Below are 15669 nucleotides of genomic sequence, written 5' to 3'. Positions count from 1 at the left end.
TCAGCAACGGTACGTGCCATATGCGGTCCTCCTGTGAAAATTTACCACAGGATACCACACTTCGTTTGTTAAGTGAACAGTATTGTCCTTAGCCCGGATTATTCATGAATGTGCGACCAAAATGCAGTTTTGGACGCGGGAAAATGCTGCCTGCGTCTATCTGTGTCCAGTTTTGTTGCTTTTCACGCGCCGGCCGTTCTGCTTCATGAATTATTCAGGTTAATGCAGGGGGCATGACAGCAGGCAGGGAGCATCGGGCCGTCGGCACAGGTGGTGAGGCGGATAATAATTTGCCCCCCCGCTACTGCCGACGATCCCCTGCGATGGAGCATGCATGAGAGAAATCATCGAGACAAACAGTGCCCCGAGCCCGATTGGGCCGTATTCACAGGCGATTCGTGCCAACGGATTCTTATTTGTGTCCGGCCAGATTCCGATTGATTCGGCAACGGGTGAGGTAATCACGGGCGACATCGCCGCTCAAACGCGTCAGGTGATGAAAAATCTGGCCGCGATTCTGACGGCAGCGGGGAGCGGGCTACACCAGGTTGTGAAGACCACTGTGTTTCTGGCAAATCTGGATGATTTTGCCCGATTCAACCAGGTTTATGGGGAGTTCCTCGGAAATGCAAAACCAGCGCGGGCCACGGTGCAGGTGTCCCGGCTGCCTAAAGAGGTCTTGATCCAGCTCGATGCGATCGCGTTGGGCTAAGCCTTCTGGACCTTGCCGGACCGCAGGCAGCGGGTGCAGACGCGGACGCGCTTCACCGACCCCTTCTCCACGATCCGGATGCTCTGCAGGTTGGGATAGAACTTTCTGGAGCTGACGTTGTGAGCGTGGGAAATCGTGTGCCCAAAGACCGGGGCCTTGGCGCAAACATAACATTGCATTGGCATAAAACACTCCATTCGAAAACGCGACATGTTAGCAGGTGGGATCGGGAGAGTCAACGGCCAAGGACGGATCCGAAGCGGACCGATAAAAAGCAGGCGTCGGCAGATCGTCTTCAGCCGGTGAGATCTTCGCCGCCATCGACGCCGATGACGTTCCCTGTCATCCAGTTCGAACTGCAGGATAGAAGTGCAACCAGAGCCTCGGCCACATCTTCAGGTTGTGTCAGCCGCTTCGCGGGGTTGGTTTCGAGGGCGTGAGCGAACATACGCTCGTTGCCGGGGATCTTGCGCGCCGCCGGAGTATCGGTTACGCCGGCTCGCAGGGCATTGGCGCTGATGCCATAGGGTGCCAGCTCGACGGCCAGCTGCCGGATATGGGATTCCAGGGCGGCTTTGGCAGCCGAAACGGCGCCATAACGCTGCCAGACACGGCGGCCTCCGGCGCTGGTCATTGCAAAGATCTTGGCACCCTTGTGCAGAAGTCCGGCGGCGAACAGGTCCTGAACCCAATAGACCAGGCTGTGAGCCATTACATCAAGCGTCATGTTCATGTCAGCAGGCTTGATCACGCCTTCGCCGGAGTCCGAAATGTAGGGCTTGAGGGTTCCGAAGGCCAGAGAGTGCAGCAGGGCATCGATTCCTCCGCTTCCCGGCGTCATGGCGATCTCCTCCCTGCAGGTCAGGATGACCTCCGCACGCCGGGCAGGGTCGGCCGCGTTGATGTTGAAAAACACCGCTTTTTGCCCCAGGCTCCGGATCTCGAAAATGACTCGCTCGGCATGGGGAAGCGTCGCGCGCCGATCGAGGTGGACGCCGAAGATGTGGAAACCGCCGCGCGCCAACGCCAGGCTTGCCGCGGCGCCGAAGCCGCTGGAAGCTCCCAGGATAAGCGCCCACTTCTGTCTGGATGAGCCGGAATCGTCCACTGCCACCTCCCTGCGTCGCAGCAAAAAAGAAAATTCTATGGAGCAAGCCGCCCGAATGCAACCGGTTTGCTGATCAAATCCCAGCAGTAGATTACATGAATAACGCCCGCAAGCCACCGGGTTGAGGAGCAAAAATCGGTGGGGTGCATGAAATCCGCATTTGCCATTATGTTCGTTGCATCGAATGGTTGCGCCGCGCGATGATAGGGGTGTAAGATTTTTGGCTCACCGAGACGCTTGACGGGTTAGATAGAGTAGCATCCACCAAACCGATATTGCTCCTGGGGGAGTGATCATGGAAAAAACAGGGATAGGGATTGTGGGCGTGGTCGGATCAGGCACCATGGGGAGCGGTATCGCCCAGGTGTTTGCACAGGCGGGTTATCTGGTGCATTTTTCCGATGTGCGCCAGGAGTTTCTGGATCGCGCAATGAAGACGATCGAGAAGAGCCTCGACCGCTTCGTCCAGAAGGGCACGATTACGGTGCAGGACCGCAATGCAGCTTTGAGCCGGATTTCGCCCTCGATGGGACTCGCCGCGTTTGCCTCCTGCAGTCTGGTTGTGGAGGCGGTCAACGAGAACCTGACGATCAAGACGGGGGTCTTTCAGGAGTTGGACCGGATCTGCGGCCCCGAAGCGATCCTCGCTACCAATACGTCATCCATTTCAATCACTAAGCTGGCCGCTTCGACCCGGCGGCCCGATCGTTTCATCGGCATGCACTTCATGAATCCTGTGCCGATCATGAAGCTGCTTGAAGTGATCAGAGGCTTGGAAACTTCCGACGCTACATGCAGGAAGATCCTGGATCTGGCAGTGGTGCTCGGAAAGACGGCGGTCGAGGTGCAGGATTATCCCGGTTTCGTTGCCAACCGGGTGCTGCTCCCCATGATCAATGAGGCTGTCTATGCCCTTATGGAGGGCGTGGGCTCGCGCGAAGCGATCGACACCGTCATGAAGCTGGGTATGAATCACCCGATGGGGCCGCTCACGCTCGCGGATTTTATTGGCCTTGACGTCTGTCTGGACATCCTGCGCGTGATGCACGATGGGCTCGGCGATCCGAAATACCGGCCCTGTCCGCTCCTGGTGAAGATGGTGGATGCCGGCCTGCTGGGACGGAAAACGAGCCGCGGCTTCTATGATTATCGTGAAAAAGAAGGGAAAGCCTAATGGCGGACGAGCGTAGCAACAGAAATAAAGCAATTGAGGTGGCCCTGACCCAGATCGAGAAGCAGTTTGGCAAGGGCTCGATCATGCGTCTGGGAGACCGCACGGATCCTTCGGGAGTAAGGTCGATTTCCACCGGATCCATTTCTTTGGACGCCGCTCTGGGCGTGGGAGGATTTCCGAAAGGGCGAGTAGTGGAGATCTTCGGGCCGGAGTCGAGCGGCAAGACCACGCTGGCGCTCCACGCGATTGCCCAGGCGCAAAAGGTCGGGGGATCCGCAGCCTTCATCGACGCCGAGCACGCCATGGATGCGAGCTATTCCAAGATGCTGGGAGTCAACACCGATGAGCTTCTCGTGTCGCAGCCCGACAGCGGCGAGCAGGCGCTGGAGATCGCTGAGGTTCTCGTTCGTAGTGGGGCGATTGATATTCTGGTCATTGATTCGGTGGCCGCCCTCGTACCCAAGGCGGAGTTGGAGGGGGAAATGGGCGACTCCCTCCCCGGCCTACAGGCCAGGCTGATGTCGCAGGCCTTGCGCAAGCTGACCGCCATCGTGTCAAAGTCCGACACCTGCCTCATATTTATAAACCAGATGCGCGAGAAGATCGGCGTCATGTTCGGCAATCCGGAAACCACTACCGGAGGCCGCGCTCTCAAGTTTTACTCTTCGATCCGTGTCGACATCCGGCGCATCGGATCGATCAAGGAGGGCGACGTGGTGGTCGGGAACCGAACGCGGGCCAAGGTGGTCAAGAACAAGCTCGCGCCCCCGTTCCGTGAGGCTGAGTTCGACATCCTTTACAATCAGGGTATTTCGTACGAAGGGGACCTGGTCGATCTTGCCCTCGAACGTAAGCTTCTCGAAAAGAGCGGATCCTGGTTTTCCTACAAGACCGAGCGCCTGGGACAGGGACGGGAAGCCGCAAAACAGTTCCTGCGCGAGCATCGTGACATTGCGCTCGAGTTGGACGGCAAGCTGCGGCAGCTACTTGGCCTCGTGAAACCGGATACGGCCGCCGCCAACGTCAAAGCCAAGTAGAAGAGCCGATTACTAAAGAATCTCAACGCAGGGTTTGCTCATGATGCTCACTCTTTGCGAGCTCTGCGTTGAGACGTTGATTTTCCTCCCGAACCAGCAGGATTCTGCAGTAAGGTCTCTCGGATTCCAGGTTATTCGTGTCAATTCGCGGCAAAGTTGATTAGAATATTGGCTGTCGGAGGCGGACAGGCAATCGCGGTCCAGTTTCCAGGATCGAGGAAAGTCCGAACTCCACAGGGCAGTGTGCCTCGTAACGCGAGGGAGGGGCGACCCTACGGAAAGTGCCACAGAAAATATACCGCCCTCATCACTGGGGGTAAGGGTGAAAAGGTGCGGTAAGAGCGCACCGCGTTATTGGCAACAATGACGGCAGGGCAAACCCCACACGGAGCAAGGTCAAATAGAAAAGCGATCCCGAAAGGGATTAAGGATGGCCCGTCCGATGCTTTTGGGTAGACCGCTAGATCCCGGGAGTGATCCCGGGACCAGATGAATGATTGCCGTCTCTGCTTCGCAGGGAAACAGAATTCGGCTTATGGACGCCTCCGACGCTTTGAAAACTCGGATTCTGGACTGTGGATTTTGTCACCAACGAATTCGCAGGTGATCCTTCCCAGCAGCCGGCTTTCAAATCCAAAATCGGCAATCCAAGATCCAAAGTGTGCTTCCTGCAGGCTGCCGGTTACTTTTCCCAGACTCACTTTTGCCTCAAACTTGACCGGCATGCGGCGTTCGTCGGCCGATAGCCACATACGAAATTGCCCGCCGCTCTTGAAAAGGCCTCCCAACACTGCAATGGTGTTGACTCGCCAGGCATTGTAGTCTCCCATTGGTGTGGAGACCCGCTCCTGTTTCTCCACTCGGACTTCGACTTCCTTGACGGTCTGGTTTTCGCCCACGAGAACCCGGGTCAAGGAGCCCGCCTCAAGATTGGTTTGCCTCACAGCGTAAAGTGCCGAAAAAAGATCTTTCACACAAGGGGGTATGCCATCGTAGTCCGTGTCCCTGAGAACCCTGTGGACGGGCGTGGAAACATCGACTTCGCGCAAATGAAGCTGTCTGCGGTCAGGCATATAGACGAGATCGATGTCGCGCATGCGTTTTCCTTCGCGCTCTCTTTTCGTTACGCAGAAGGTGCAGAAGGTTTCGGCATCGGTGGTAAATTCGTAGTAATCATCGATTGTAATGCCGGCCATCTTCGTGAGTGTACCGCTGGATCGTGCCGTGAATATGATCTTGAGCGCCCTGCGGCCCTGATACTGCGTTCCCTCCGCGAGGCTCAGGGTGGCTTTGCCAGCCTCCATCGGCGGCAGGAAGAAGAGATACCAGGGCGGGTTCCAATCGACGTCATAAACCAGGCGTTCGCCTATCGCAAAGAGCCCCGATCCCGAGACTGTCGCGGCGGGACTTCCCGCCGCCTCGGCAGGGGAGATCGAGGCGACCGGTAGAAGACCGGCGGCGGCTACGACGAGGCTTACTACGGCGACTATTCTATTGTGGACAAGAGAGGAGATCCTCACTTCGCTCGCTCCAGGCGGCGCACCACCGCCGCGAAAACCTCTTCCACCGAAATATCCATGCACTCGTTCTGAGTCGGGCACGACCTCCCGTTGCAGAAGCTACAGGGGAGATGGTGTGCCACCACCTCATCGTTCCCCGACCAGGGCCCGTTCCTGACTGGAGAGGTCGGTCCCAATATTCCCACAACCGGGGTTTCCAGGGCACAGGCGAGATGAAGCGGACCCGTGTCTCCGGCGACCAGGAGCCGCGCCCTCCGGAACAGAGGAATCAGCTGCAGGAAGGGAACATGAAAATGAACGGGCACCGGTTCCGTGCAATGGTCCGCAATCAGTTGATAAAGCGACTCTTCCCCCGGGCCTGTGGTGACGACCACGCGAGTTCGCAATTCGCCTTGGATGCGCGCCGCCAAGGCGCCGTAACAAGCCGGTTCCCATAACTTGGTCGGCCAGCCTCCTCCAGGGTTGATGACGACAAAATCCGAAAGTTGCTCCTCGAATAAGTGGTTCTCGATCGCACGGACGTCTGTTTCCGGCGCTCTCAGGCGCACGTGCAGCTCACCAGGGGCGCCACCGGCCTTCTGTGCCAGGAGCAGATTCAGGCGCGCCACATGCATGGGGGTGGCGGGCTTTTCGACGGCGTGGTGGTAGAACCAGTGCGCCGGGCGCTCCCGCACCAGTGCCTTCGAGAATCCGATGCGGCTTTTGGCTCCGCTCGCCAGGCTCAGGAAGGCCGTCTTGAGCAATCCTTGAAAGTCGATGGCGACGTCGTAGTGCCGCGCGCGCACTGCGCGGATGGGTTCGAGAAGCCGGCGCCAGCTCTCGCGGTGCGCCGGGTCCGCCCGAAGCGCCCGAGTGTCCACGGGCAGGATCTCATCAATGCCCTCGACGGCACTGAGGAGAAACGCCAACCTGCGTTCGACCAGCCAGTCGATCCGGGCTTCGGGATCGGCAGAACGCAAACTCTGGAATGCGGGGAGCGTATGGATGATGTCGCCGAGCGAACTGAGGCGAATGATCAAAAGTCTACGGGAATCTCTCATCGGCTCATTTTTGCCAGGATGGTCCCGATCAAATCTCGTGAAGAATGTGCCTTGGGATCACCGACAATCGCCACCTTGCCGCCATAGGAGCGGACGATATCGTGCTCGGGCACGCTTTCGCTCGTGTAGTCGGTCCCCTTGGCATGGATGTCCGGTTTCAGAGCCAGCAACAGCTCCTCGACGGTGGGGGCATCGAAAAGGACCAGATAGTCCACGCACTCCAGTGATCCGATGATCTCTGCCCGCTCGCCTTGCGGCTGCAACGGCCTTCCTGTGCCTTTCAAAGCACGCACGGAGGCGTCACTGTTAATTCCTACAACAAGAAGGTCACCGAGGGCTCTGGCCCCTTGGAGATAGCGGATATGGCCAACGTGAATCAGGTCGAAGCAGCCGTTGCCGAAGACTACCCGGCGCCCGGCGTCCCGGGCGCCGGCAATCAGCTTCTCAAGCTCGGTGACGCTCCTGATTTTGGATTTGGGATCGATAACCATGTGCGAATCGGACAGCCCCTAGGAAGACATGTCATGCCTGATAGCGGAATACAATTCCTCGCGATTGACGGTCGCCGTACCCCTTTTCATAACCACGATGCCGCCTGCGTAGTTGGCGAGGCGGGCCGCGTCCTCCGGCGAGGCGCCGCAGGAGAGGGCAAGCGTAAAGACAGCGATCACGGTGTCGCCGGCACCGGTGACATCAGCAACCTCGTCCGTGCCGAAGATCGGGATATGGACCGGAGCCCGGCGTGGTTCGAGCAGCGTCATGCCGAAACGGCCCTGCGTCACAAGGAGTGAGCCTAGTTTCTGCTTCCGCAGGATTCCGCGGGCCACCTTGTGCAGGATCTGCTGATCTCCCCGAATGGAGACGCCCGCGGACGCTTCCAGCTCGGTGATGTTGGGGGTCATGGAGGTAACGTCATGGAATTGCGCCATGCGGAATCGCGAGTCGACAACCAGAGGAATGCCCGAATGCTTGCGCATGCGGTTGAGTTCCTGGACCAGGGAAGGATTGGCGGCTCCGTATCCATAGTCGCTGATTATGATGCCGTCCAACTTCTGGAAGGCGCGACGCAGTTTGCGCCAGGGAGACGGCAACTCAGCAGGCAACTTGGACTCCCTGTCTACGCGAACGATCTGCTGGGGCGAAGAATGGTGAGCTCCTGCGAGAATTCTCGTCTTGACCGGCGTCGAGTAGGCTTCCACCCGAGTGATATGACGAACATCGGCTCCTTTTTCCCCAAGAATTCCAATCAGATCCGCGCCGGCCGGATCGCGCCCAACAGCGCCGATCAGCATCACACGGCAATCTAGATCCAGGAGGTTATTGGCTGCGTTCGCGGCTCCACCGGGCACGCGGATCAGGTCACGGTATTGAAGGACAAGAACGGGAGCTTCGCGGGATACTCGCGAGGTCTGGCCATAGAGAAACTGATCCGCAATGAGGTCACCGGCGACGGCAAGTCTGCGGCTATCGAACTGACCCACGATTCGAAGCAGCCGGTCGCGTGTCTGCAAGCGATTCGTCATGTGCGAGCTACTCCAGGTTTACCAAGATGGGAAAAAAGAATAATAGCAGGGATATACAGCATCGCCAGGATAAACGACGGCGACATGATGAATTCCTGATCAAACCCTCCGGCAGTTCGATCCGATTCTCGTTTCCGGCATGTCCTCAGCTCGCAATTTGCTGCAGGATCCAATCCACGGCTTCGAGCAGATTCGCAGCGACGCAGTCCGGGGGTCTGGGCCAGGTATCCTTGAAATGAAGGTATTCTCCTTTCCCATAGCCGGAGAGGAGCAGCACCCCACGCGCTCCGACCTGGAATGCCATGGACAAATCCTGATAGCGATCGCTGACCAGGAAACTCGCACCTAAGTCCAGGCCGAGATCGTGTGCGGCGCGCTGCAGCATGCCGGGCGCGGGCTTTCGACAGGAGCAGACCTTGCGATACGCCTCCACCTTGCCATCCGGATGATGCGGGCAATAATAAATGGCGTCGAGCCGAGCCTCGAAGCGGCCCAACTCGGCCTGGAGCTTGAGGTGCATTTCCTGGACCAGGCTCTCGGGAAAATAGCCTCGGGCAATGCCGCTCTGGTTCGTCACCAGAACAACCGGAATCCCGGCCTGGTTGAGCTTGCGCACAGCCTGGGCCGACCATGGGAATATGTGGAAGCGATCGATGTGATTGACGTACCCTACCTCTTCGCTCACTGTGCCGTCTCGATCGAGAAAAACCGCACCCTTCATCTCGGCCCCCAAAAGTCATGACTCTAGCAAAGAGGCGGAGCCCCGGCAATCACAGATATTTCAAGACGTTGAGACAATCCCTTCATTAGGTGATCACAGTCACAGCTGACAAGCGGGGACAGGTTTAATTTACGGGTGACTCAGGAGAACATCGCGGACCGGGACGGCTTGAGCCAGGGATGTCCGGGGGGATGCTTCCACGCTCGAGCAATTCCGGCCGCGACAATTTCAATTCTTCACCTCTCCGCCGGCGTCAATCACCGAGAGTTTTCCCCGCGCTGCCCTGACAACGTCATCTACCGCGACTCCGAGCATGCACCGGAAGTCTATCGGGCACTCTCTCAGAAAACATGGGTTGCAGTCGACCTGATGCTTGATGACCTGAGCCCGGTCGCTGAGGGGGCCGGTGGCAATTTCGCTCGTGGAGCCGAAAATTGCCAGCTGCGGCACATTGAGCGCCGCAGCAAGGTGCATGGGGCCGGAGTCGTTGGTGATGAAAAGGTTACATTCCCGGATGAGGCCCATAAGCTGGCCGAGCGTCGTTCGCCCAGCCAGGACAACGGGCTGCGAGATCATTCTCGCAGCGACCTCGCATGCGACTTGGATTTCCCTCGGGGCGCCGAAAATGACGATGCGCGCCCCGAATTCGCGCGCGAGCGTGTCGGCGACTGCTGCAAATCTCTCCGTCGGCCAACGCTTGGAGCTGCCATAGGAAGCGCCCGGATTGAGCCCGACAACTGGGGCGCCGGGATCTATCCCATGGGTGCGCAGCATTTCCCGGGCAGCCCTCGAGTCGGACTCGCGCACGCGGATCTCGATTGAGTCCAACCGGTAATCGGTGTGTTCCCATGGCCTGTTTTCGATCAACCCGGCGCCCGCGAGAATTCCCAGATAGTAATAAGCCTGGTGCAGGCCGCTCACGGCAGGGTCAATTTGTATCGCATGTGTGAGCAGCAACCTCCGCCCGTCGCGTGCGTACCCAAGCCTGAGGGGAATGCGCGCCCAGAAGGCGATCAGGGCAGCCTCTATGGCATTCTGGAGCAGGATGGTCATCTCGAAACGGCGGCGCCGGAGCTCCACGGCGAGCCGTCGCATTCCATTCCAACCCTGGTGCTTTCCTGGTTTATGGTACAGAAGGATCTCATCGACGAAATCGGCCGCGGCATAAACATCCTGCACCCAAGGACGAACGAGCAAGGAAATGCGGGCGTTCGGAAACCGGCGACGGATCTCCTTGAGGGCAGGGACAGACATGACGGCGTCGCCGACCCAGTTGGTGCCGCGGACCAACAGCCTCTGAACCCGGTTAGGATCAAAATGGCTCACCTGTCACCTTCAATCATGGCTCGGAGTCTCCACTCCAGATCCTGCTGCTCGGACAGATGGACGGATTGTGCCGCCACGAAAATCGGAAGGTCAAGCGCATCAGTCAGCTTGATGGCGTCCTTTTCGGTCGTGATGAGTGCGGCTGCTCCCACGGCGCGCGCCTCGGCGGCGCAGGACAGCCAGTGGCTCCGTTGCAGGCAGAAATGGTCTCGAAAGAACCGCACCCCCAGGATGTCGGCTCCGAGCCCTTGAACGTCCCGGCGAAACCTCTCTGGGTTTCCGATGGCAGCTACGAGAAAGGCAGGGCCGGCATCCGGGTACGGCGCGGCCTGGCAGTCTCCTGTCCGCCAGGCGGTGAACGGCACCAGGCGCTCAATGGCCTGGGTGCAGTGAAAAACTGACGCGTTTTGCTTGATTTTTCGAATCAAGGCCTCGACAGGGTCGTGCTCCGGATTGCCGCAATGGCCGTTGATCACCACCAAGTCGGCCCTGCGGAGGCCTGCCAGCGGCTCCCGCAGCGTCCCGCCGGGCAGCATACGATTGCCGGCCAATGGCTGGGAGCGGTCAACCACCACGATATCCAGATCACGCTTGAGGCGGCGATGCTGGAAGCCGTCGTCGAGAATGAACAGCGGGTGCACATTGCGCTGAGCAATCTGAAGGCCGACGGCATGACGATCCGGTGAGATTCCGAGCCAGAGCTGCGGCGCGCGCTGTCGCACAAGCGCGGGTTCGTCGCCCAGGACCTGCACCGGCAAGCGAACCTCTTCACCAGGCGACAAAACAACGGGTTTCTTTGCCAATCTACCATAACCCCGGCTCAGCAGCGCCGGCGTTCCGCCCATTCGGGCGACCGTCTGCGCCAGATGAATGACCAACGGTGTTTTGCCGCTGCCTCCCAGAGTCAGATTTCCGATGCTGATTACAGGGTAAGGGAGACGGTCCTGCCGCAGAAGAGACGCATCGTACAATCGGTTGCGCAGGCGCACCAGGCCCTCGAACAGAAGGCCGGGAACGTAAAACAGCGGTGACATGATATCGGCCATCAGACGCAAATTCCAAAGCTCACGGCAGGGCGGTTACCACCCCATGGCACATCCGTCTTTACGTGGATCGCTCCCGCCCATCAGCACGCCGGTGACTGGATCGATGATGATACCCTGATAGCCACCGAAACTGTCGTTCATCACGACAACGCGGTGTCCCATCAACGTGAGCAGCCTCCGCACATCGGTCCCGATCCCGGATTCGACTCCGAGCTGCCCGCCGGTGTGCCGGAACCGGGCTGCCTCTCCGGCCTCCTGGACGTTCATGCCGAACTCCACCAGATTCAGGAAGACCTGCACGTGGGCCTGCGGCTGATTATCTCCCCCCATGACGCCAAAACTGAAGTATGGCTTGCCGTTTTTCAACACCATCGCCGGGATGATCGTATGCATTGGGCGCTTGTGCGGTTCAATGCGATTCCATGAAACCTCATCCAGCTTGAAGCTCGAACCGCGGCTCTGCAAGCAAATCCCTGTGTCTCCAGCGACGATTCCCGATCCAAACTCGCTGTACAGGCTGTTGATGAAGCTCACCGCATTGTGATCCTTGTCGACGACGGTGAGGTAGACGGTGTCGCTCTGCTCCGAACCTCCCGGGCGGTACTCCTCGCGGGCCTGGTTCGGGGGAATGAGCTTCCGTCGCTCCGCTGCGTAGTCCTTGGACAGGAACCGGTCCAGGGGGATCCGGACGAATTGCGGATCGCTGATGTAGAAGTCCCGATCAGCAAAAGCCAGCTTCTTGGCCTCGACCAGATGATGAAGGTAGCTTGCAGAATTGTGTCCCCAGGCCTTGAGATCATATCCTTCGAGGATATTCAGCATTTCCAGGGCAACGAGACCCTGCCCATTGGGAGGTAATTCGTAGAAGTCGTACCCTTTGTAGTTGATGCTGATCGGCTTGACCCATTCGGATCCGTGATCTGCGAGATCCTTCCTGCTGAGCACCCCTCCATGAGATCGTACCGCCTCCACGATCTTGCCCGCGATCTCTCCGTTGTAGAACGGCTTGCGTCCTTCGGATGCGATCAGACGCATGGTCGCGGCCAGGTTTTTGTTGGAGGCGATCTCGCCATGTGCCGGCGCCCTGCCGCCGGGAAGATAGGTCTTCGCGGCCCACGGATCCTTGGCGAGCTTTGCGGATTGCTCATTCCATTGGTTGGCAATGATTTCCGAAACCGGGAAACCCTTCTCGGCATAATCAACCGCCGAGGCCAGGATGCGCTCCAGCTTGAGGGTGCCGAATCTCTCGACAAGAGAGCACCAGCCGTCGAGCGCGCCGGGCACTGTGATCGTGTCAACACCATCCTGGGGCATGCTTGCATAGCCCTTTTTCTTCAGGTATTCCAGGGTCATAGCATAGGGTGAACGGCCGCTGGCATTCAGACCGATCAGTTCGCCGGTCTTATTCCAGTAGACAATGGCGAACATATCGCCGCCGATGCCCGTCATGTGAGGCTCGACCACGTTCAGGACGGCGGCCGCAGCAACAGCGGCATCTATCGCATTCCCGCCTTCCTGAAGAATTCTGAGCCCCGCTGCGGTAGCCAGCGGCTGGCTTGTGCAAACCATCCCGTTCCGCGCCAGCACGGGGGACCTGGTTCCCGAGATGCTGCGTGCATTGCGATCCTGTCCTGACATGGTCGTTGCCCCATACATAAGCGCAAGCGCCAGCAACGTGGCGCATCGAGTGGTCATAATCCCAACGCTGCTCCTGAATGCAAAGATCATAATCCTTGCGCGCAGAGCCCTCAACAGTGAAAAAGTTGCGGGTTTGGGTTTTTCACGATCCGAACTCTGGCAGGGCCGTCGCGGCTGGCAGGGAAAATAGGAGTCGAAAACGAACGACTCATGCAGAGGAGGCGGAGGCTATCAATGCTCTGCGTCCCCCTGCTCCCCTCCGCATCTTCCGCATTGAGCGCTCGAGGCTGGCGGCAATATGCATGCGCCCGGGTGTCGCGCGGCGCGCATGCCGGCCCGAAGGAGATTTATTGGGTTTCGGTCGCATCACGATTATAATTTACGATCTTTCGGGAAGGAGATGGTTCCATGACAATCGTTGACGTTCCGGATCGGTATGCGCGCATAAGCGCGGAGGAGATTAGAGCGCTGGAAAGCACGTATCTGTTTTCCACATACTCGCGCTACGAGCTCTTTCTCGCGCGCGGGGAAGGCGCCTACGTGTTCGACCTCGAGGGACGCCGCTATCTCGACTTTCTCGCCGGCATCGCAGTCAACTCATTGGGCTATCGGCACCGGCGCATATTGAAGGTCCTTCAGGAGCAGGCGCAGATGCTGATGCACTGCTCCAACCTTCTTTACCATCCCTATCAGGGACAACTCGCTAAACGGCTTGCTGAAATAACAGGATTGTCCAGGGTCTTCTTCACCAACAGCGGCACCGAGGCGATGGAGGGAGCGCTCAAGATAGCGAGAGCCTATTCCCGAAGCCAGGGACATGAGGGAAAAACGCGGTTCCTGTGCCTCAAGAACTCCTTCCACGGGCGCACATTCGGCGCTCTGAGCATCACGGCGCAGGAGAAGTACCAGGCACCATTCCGCCCCTTGCTCGCAGACGTCGGAGTTGTATCGGAGCTCACACCGGCAGCGTTGACCAAGGCTTTCGATGATCGCGTTTGCGCCCTGGTTCTCGAACCGATTCAAGGGGAGGCTGGCGTCAGGCCCATACCGGCGGATTTCCTGGCAGCCGCCAGAGAACTTTGCGATCGCCATGGGGCATTGCTGATTCTCGACGAGATTCAGACCGGATTTGCGAGAACCGGCAAGCACTTTGCCTTCCAACACTTTCAAATACAACCGGACCTCCTGACTCTGGCTAAGGCGATTGCCGCCGGCTATCCGCTGGGCGCAGTAATAGGCAGCGCCAGAGTGGGCCAGTGCTTGAAAAGCGGGGAGCACGGGACCACCTTCGGCGGGGGACCGCTGGCTTGCCGGCTTGCGCTCGAAGCCCTGGATGTGATCGAAGACGAAGGATTGGCGTCAAAGGCCGCCGAACACGGCAAATACTTGATGCAGAAGCTTCATGCCATGAAAGCCCGACACCCATCGATCAGCGATGTGCGGGGCCTCGGCCTGATGGTGGGAGTCGAGGTCGGCGCGATTGCGCCGGAAGTGGTTAAGAAGCTCCTGAGGCGCGGCGTCGTTGCCAACGCGGCGCATGGAACGGCACTGCGGCTCGTACCGCCTCTTATCATTACGCGGGAACAAATCGATGAGTTTGTGAGCGCGCTCGATCACGTCCTGAGCGAGATCTAATAATGATTGGAAGGTTTGATGATGACAGGGATTGGTTCCAAATCGATATGCCTGCTGCCCGGTGACGGCATCGGTCCCGAAGTGCTTGCTCCGGCGGTTGCGATTCTCGAGGAAGTGGCCCGGTGGGCCGGTTTCGCGGTAACGACGAAACGGGCGGCTGTCGGTGGTGACGCTCTGGACCGCAGTGGGACACCTTTGCCGGAGGAGACGCTCGATGCCTGCAGGAAAAGCGATGCCATCCTGCTCGGGGCGGTCGGGGGGCCGAAATGGGATGGTTTCCCTTCGCACTTGCGGCCGGAAAAAGGGCTACTCGGTGTGCGCAAGGGGCTGGGGCTTTTTGCCAACCTGCGGCCGGTGCGGCAGATCCCGCCCCTGCTCGCTTGTTCCCCGCTCAGACCGGAGGTGATCGAGGGGGTTGACCTTGTCGTGGTGCGTGAACTGACTGGAGGACTCTATTACGGGCAGCCGAGGGGGATATCCGGAAAGTCCGGTTCGGAAGTCGGGCTGAACACCATGGTTTACGGCCGCGATGAGATTGAACGCATCGCACGCACAGCATTTGATCTCGCCCGAAGACGCCGCAGGATCGTGACTTCCGTCGACAAGGCCAACGTGCTGGAAGTCAGTGCGCTCTGGCGGCAGGTCGTGGAAGAAGTTCATGAAAGCTATGCCGACGTGACTCTGGCTCACCAATATGTGGACAATTGCGCGATGCAGTTGGTGCTGAAACCGAGGCAGTTTGACGTCATTCTGACGGAGAACACTTTTGGCGACATCCTCAGCGATATCGGCGGGGTGTTGACCGGCAGCATCGGCACGCTGCCGTCGGCCAGTGTGGGCAGTGGCCCAGCCCTGTACGAGCCCGTGCATGGTTCTGCGCCGGACCTGGCGGGTGGGGACGCAGCCAATCCGATTGGGGCCATCGGTTGCGTCGCGCTGATGTTCGAGGTTTCGTTCGGGCGCGCGGATCTGGCCTTGAGAATCACCCGGGCGGTTGACCGCACGCTGGCTGATGGCTACCGCACGCGCGACCTGTGCCGTGCAGGTGAAAAAGCCGTCGGCACGGCCGAGTTCGGCAGACAGGTACTGGACCGGCTCGAGGAAGCGGAAGCCGGGTGAGTCTGCAAGGCAGCCGCTCAGGCGCCATTTGTGAAGTTCGAGTCATTCGTGGCCCCTTTCCGTTTTTGAG

14 protein-coding genes, 1 other RNA gene and 1 pseudogene are annotated in these 15669 nt (G+C 59.0%); 6 read left to right on the top strand and 10 right to left on the bottom strand.

The features are described 5' to 3' along the window. Positions 1–334: 334 nt before the first annotated feature. On the top strand, positions 335–712 hold the full coding sequence (locus LAP85_10830) for a RidA family protein (GenBank protein MBZ5496884.1): 378 nt from the start codon (positions 335–337) through the stop codon (positions 710–712). On the opposite strand, the gene rpmB is transcribed toward LAP85_10830, so the two are convergent. Both rpmB and LAP85_10820 read right to left on the bottom strand, forming a co-directional pair. Further along, complete coding sequence (gene rpmB, locus LAP85_10825) at positions 709–897, bottom strand: 50S ribosomal protein L28 (GenBank protein MBZ5496883.1); 189 nt, start codon at positions 895–897, stop codon at positions 709–711. The two genes, LAP85_10830 and rpmB, sit on opposite strands and share 4 nt — an antisense overlap. A gap of 110 nt (positions 898–1007) precedes the next feature. Beyond that, entirely contained in the window at positions 1008–1820 is an 813-nt protein-coding gene (locus tag LAP85_10820) for an SDR family oxidoreductase (protein ID MBZ5496882.1), read from the bottom strand. Positions 1821–2115: 295 nt separating this feature from the next. Between LAP85_10820 and LAP85_10815 the strand changes: the two genes are divergently transcribed. The 3 genes from LAP85_10815 (at position 2116) to rnpB (ending at position 4582) form a co-directional block, all read left to right on the top strand. Beyond that, on the top strand, positions 2116–2994 hold the full coding sequence (locus tag LAP85_10815; GenBank protein MBZ5496881.1) for a 3-hydroxybutyryl-CoA dehydrogenase: 879 nt from the start codon (positions 2116–2118) through the stop codon (positions 2992–2994). Continuing rightward, positions 2994–4031 carry a recombinase RecA gene (gene recA / locus LAP85_10810; protein ID MBZ5496880.1) on the top strand — a complete coding sequence of 346 codons (1038 nt, stop codon included), beginning with the start codon at positions 2994–2996 and terminating at the stop codon, positions 4029–4031. The genes LAP85_10815 and recA overlap by 1 nt, the downstream gene beginning before the upstream one ends. Positions 4032–4208: 177 nt before the next feature. Beyond that, positions 4209–4582: RNase P RNA component class A (gene rnpB, locus LAP85_10805), an RNA gene on the top strand. 114 nt (positions 4583–4696) lie between these two features. Here the strand turns inward: rnpB and LAP85_10800 are convergent. From LAP85_10800 to ggt, 8 genes and pseudogenes are all read right to left on the bottom strand, one after another. Then, positions 4697–5647: pseudogene (locus LAP85_10800) on the bottom strand (DUF3108 domain-containing protein). Then, positions 5548–6591, bottom strand: a complete 1044-nt coding sequence (locus tag LAP85_10795) for a glycosyltransferase family 9 protein (protein MBZ5496879.1) — start codon at positions 6589–6591, stop codon at positions 5548–5550. The pseudogene LAP85_10800 and the gene LAP85_10795 overlap by 100 nt, the downstream one beginning before the upstream one ends. Further along, positions 6588–7082: an adenylyltransferase/cytidyltransferase family protein gene (locus LAP85_10790; GenBank protein ID MBZ5496878.1), complete on the bottom strand. Its 495-nt coding sequence runs from the start codon at positions 7080–7082 to the stop codon at positions 6588–6590. Before LAP85_10790 ends, LAP85_10795 begins: the two co-directional genes overlap by 4 nt. 18 nt (positions 7083–7100) lie before the next feature. Further along, positions 7101–8114 (bottom strand): hypothetical protein, encoded by a 1014-nt coding sequence (locus tag LAP85_10785; GenBank protein MBZ5496877.1) that lies wholly within the window; start codon positions 8112–8114, stop codon positions 7101–7103. A 145-nt stretch (positions 8115–8259) separates the two neighbouring features. Continuing rightward, positions 8260–8835, bottom strand: a complete 576-nt coding sequence (locus LAP85_10780) for an HAD family hydrolase (protein MBZ5496876.1) — start codon at positions 8833–8835, stop codon at positions 8260–8262. Between the two features lie 228 nt (positions 8836–9063). Next, positions 9064–10089 carry a lipopolysaccharide heptosyltransferase II gene (gene waaF / locus LAP85_10775; GenBank protein MBZ5496875.1) on the bottom strand — a complete coding sequence of 342 codons (1026 nt, stop codon included), beginning with the start codon at positions 10087–10089 and terminating at the stop codon, positions 9064–9066. Between the two features lie 68 nt (positions 10090–10157). Next, positions 10158–11207, bottom strand: a complete 1050-nt coding sequence (lpxK, locus tag LAP85_10770; protein MBZ5496874.1) for a tetraacyldisaccharide 4'-kinase — start codon at positions 11205–11207, stop codon at positions 10158–10160. A 33-nt stretch (positions 11208–11240) separates the two neighbouring features. Continuing rightward, positions 11241–12902: a gamma-glutamyltransferase gene (ggt, locus tag LAP85_10765; protein MBZ5496873.1), complete on the bottom strand. Its 1662-nt coding sequence runs from the start codon at positions 12900–12902 to the stop codon at positions 11241–11243. A gap of 351 nt (positions 12903–13253) precedes the next feature. On the opposite strand from ggt, the gene LAP85_10760 reads away from it, so the two are divergent. Together LAP85_10760 and leuB are read left to right on the top strand one after the other, a co-directional pair. Beyond that, entirely contained in the window at positions 13254–14480 is a 1227-nt protein-coding gene (locus LAP85_10760) for an aspartate aminotransferase family protein (GenBank protein MBZ5496872.1), read from the top strand. A 21-nt stretch (positions 14481–14501) separates the two neighbouring features. Then, entirely contained in the window at positions 14502–15599 is a 1098-nt protein-coding gene (gene leuB, locus LAP85_10755) for a 3-isopropylmalate dehydrogenase (protein ID MBZ5496871.1), read from the top strand. The last annotated feature ends 70 nt before the right edge of the window (positions 15600–15669 follow it).

It is taken from the genome of Terriglobia bacterium (genome assembly GCA_020072565.1).
Lineage (GTDB): Bacteria > Acidobacteriota > UBA6911 > UBA6911 > UBA6911 > JAFNAG01.
This window is presented reverse-complemented; position numbering and strand designations above follow the sequence as displayed.

What these genes read in the sequence shown, in the direction of transcription:
- lpxK (MBZ5496874.1), bottom strand. Translation starts at nt 11,207, where the DNA reads ATGGCCGATATCATGTCACCGCTGTTTTACGTTCCCGGCCTTCTGTTC.
- LAP85_10785 (MBZ5496877.1), bottom strand. Translation starts at nt 8,114, where the DNA reads ATGACGAATCGCTTGCAGACACGCGACCGGCTGCTTCGAATCGTGGGT.
- ggt (MBZ5496873.1), bottom strand. Translation starts at nt 12,902, where the DNA reads ATGACCACTCGATGCGCCACGTTGCTGGCGCTTGCGCTTATGTATGGG.
- LAP85_10815 (MBZ5496881.1), top strand. Translation starts at nt 2,116, where the DNA reads ATGGAAAAAACAGGGATAGGGATTGTGGGCGTGGTCGGATCAGGCACC.
- waaF (MBZ5496875.1), bottom strand. Translation starts at nt 10,089, where the DNA reads ATGTCTGTCCCTGCCCTCAAGGAGATCCGTCGCCGGTTTCCGAACGCC.
- leuB (MBZ5496871.1), top strand. Translation starts at nt 14,502, where the DNA reads ATGACAGGGATTGGTTCCAAATCGATATGCCTGCTGCCCGGTGACGGC.
- LAP85_10795 (MBZ5496879.1), bottom strand. Translation starts at nt 6,591, where the DNA reads ATGAGAGATTCCCGTAGACTTTTGATCATTCGCCTCAGTTCGCTCGGC.
- recA (MBZ5496880.1), top strand. Translation starts at nt 2,994, where the DNA reads ATGGCGGACGAGCGTAGCAACAGAAATAAAGCAATTGAGGTGGCCCTG.
- LAP85_10780 (MBZ5496876.1), bottom strand. Translation starts at nt 8,835, where the DNA reads ATGAAGGGTGCGGTTTTTCTCGATCGAGACGGCACAGTGAGCGAAGAG.
- LAP85_10790 (MBZ5496878.1), bottom strand. Translation starts at nt 7,082, where the DNA reads ATGGTTATCGATCCCAAATCCAAAATCAGGAGCGTCACCGAGCTTGAG.
- LAP85_10830 (MBZ5496884.1), top strand. Translation starts at nt 335, where the DNA reads ATGAGAGAAATCATCGAGACAAACAGTGCCCCGAGCCCGATTGGGCCG.
- rpmB (MBZ5496883.1), bottom strand. Translation starts at nt 897, where the DNA reads ATGCCAATGCAATGTTATGTTTGCGCCAAGGCCCCGGTCTTTGGGCAC.
- LAP85_10760 (MBZ5496872.1), top strand. Translation starts at nt 13,254, where the DNA reads ATGACAATCGTTGACGTTCCGGATCGGTATGCGCGCATAAGCGCGGAG.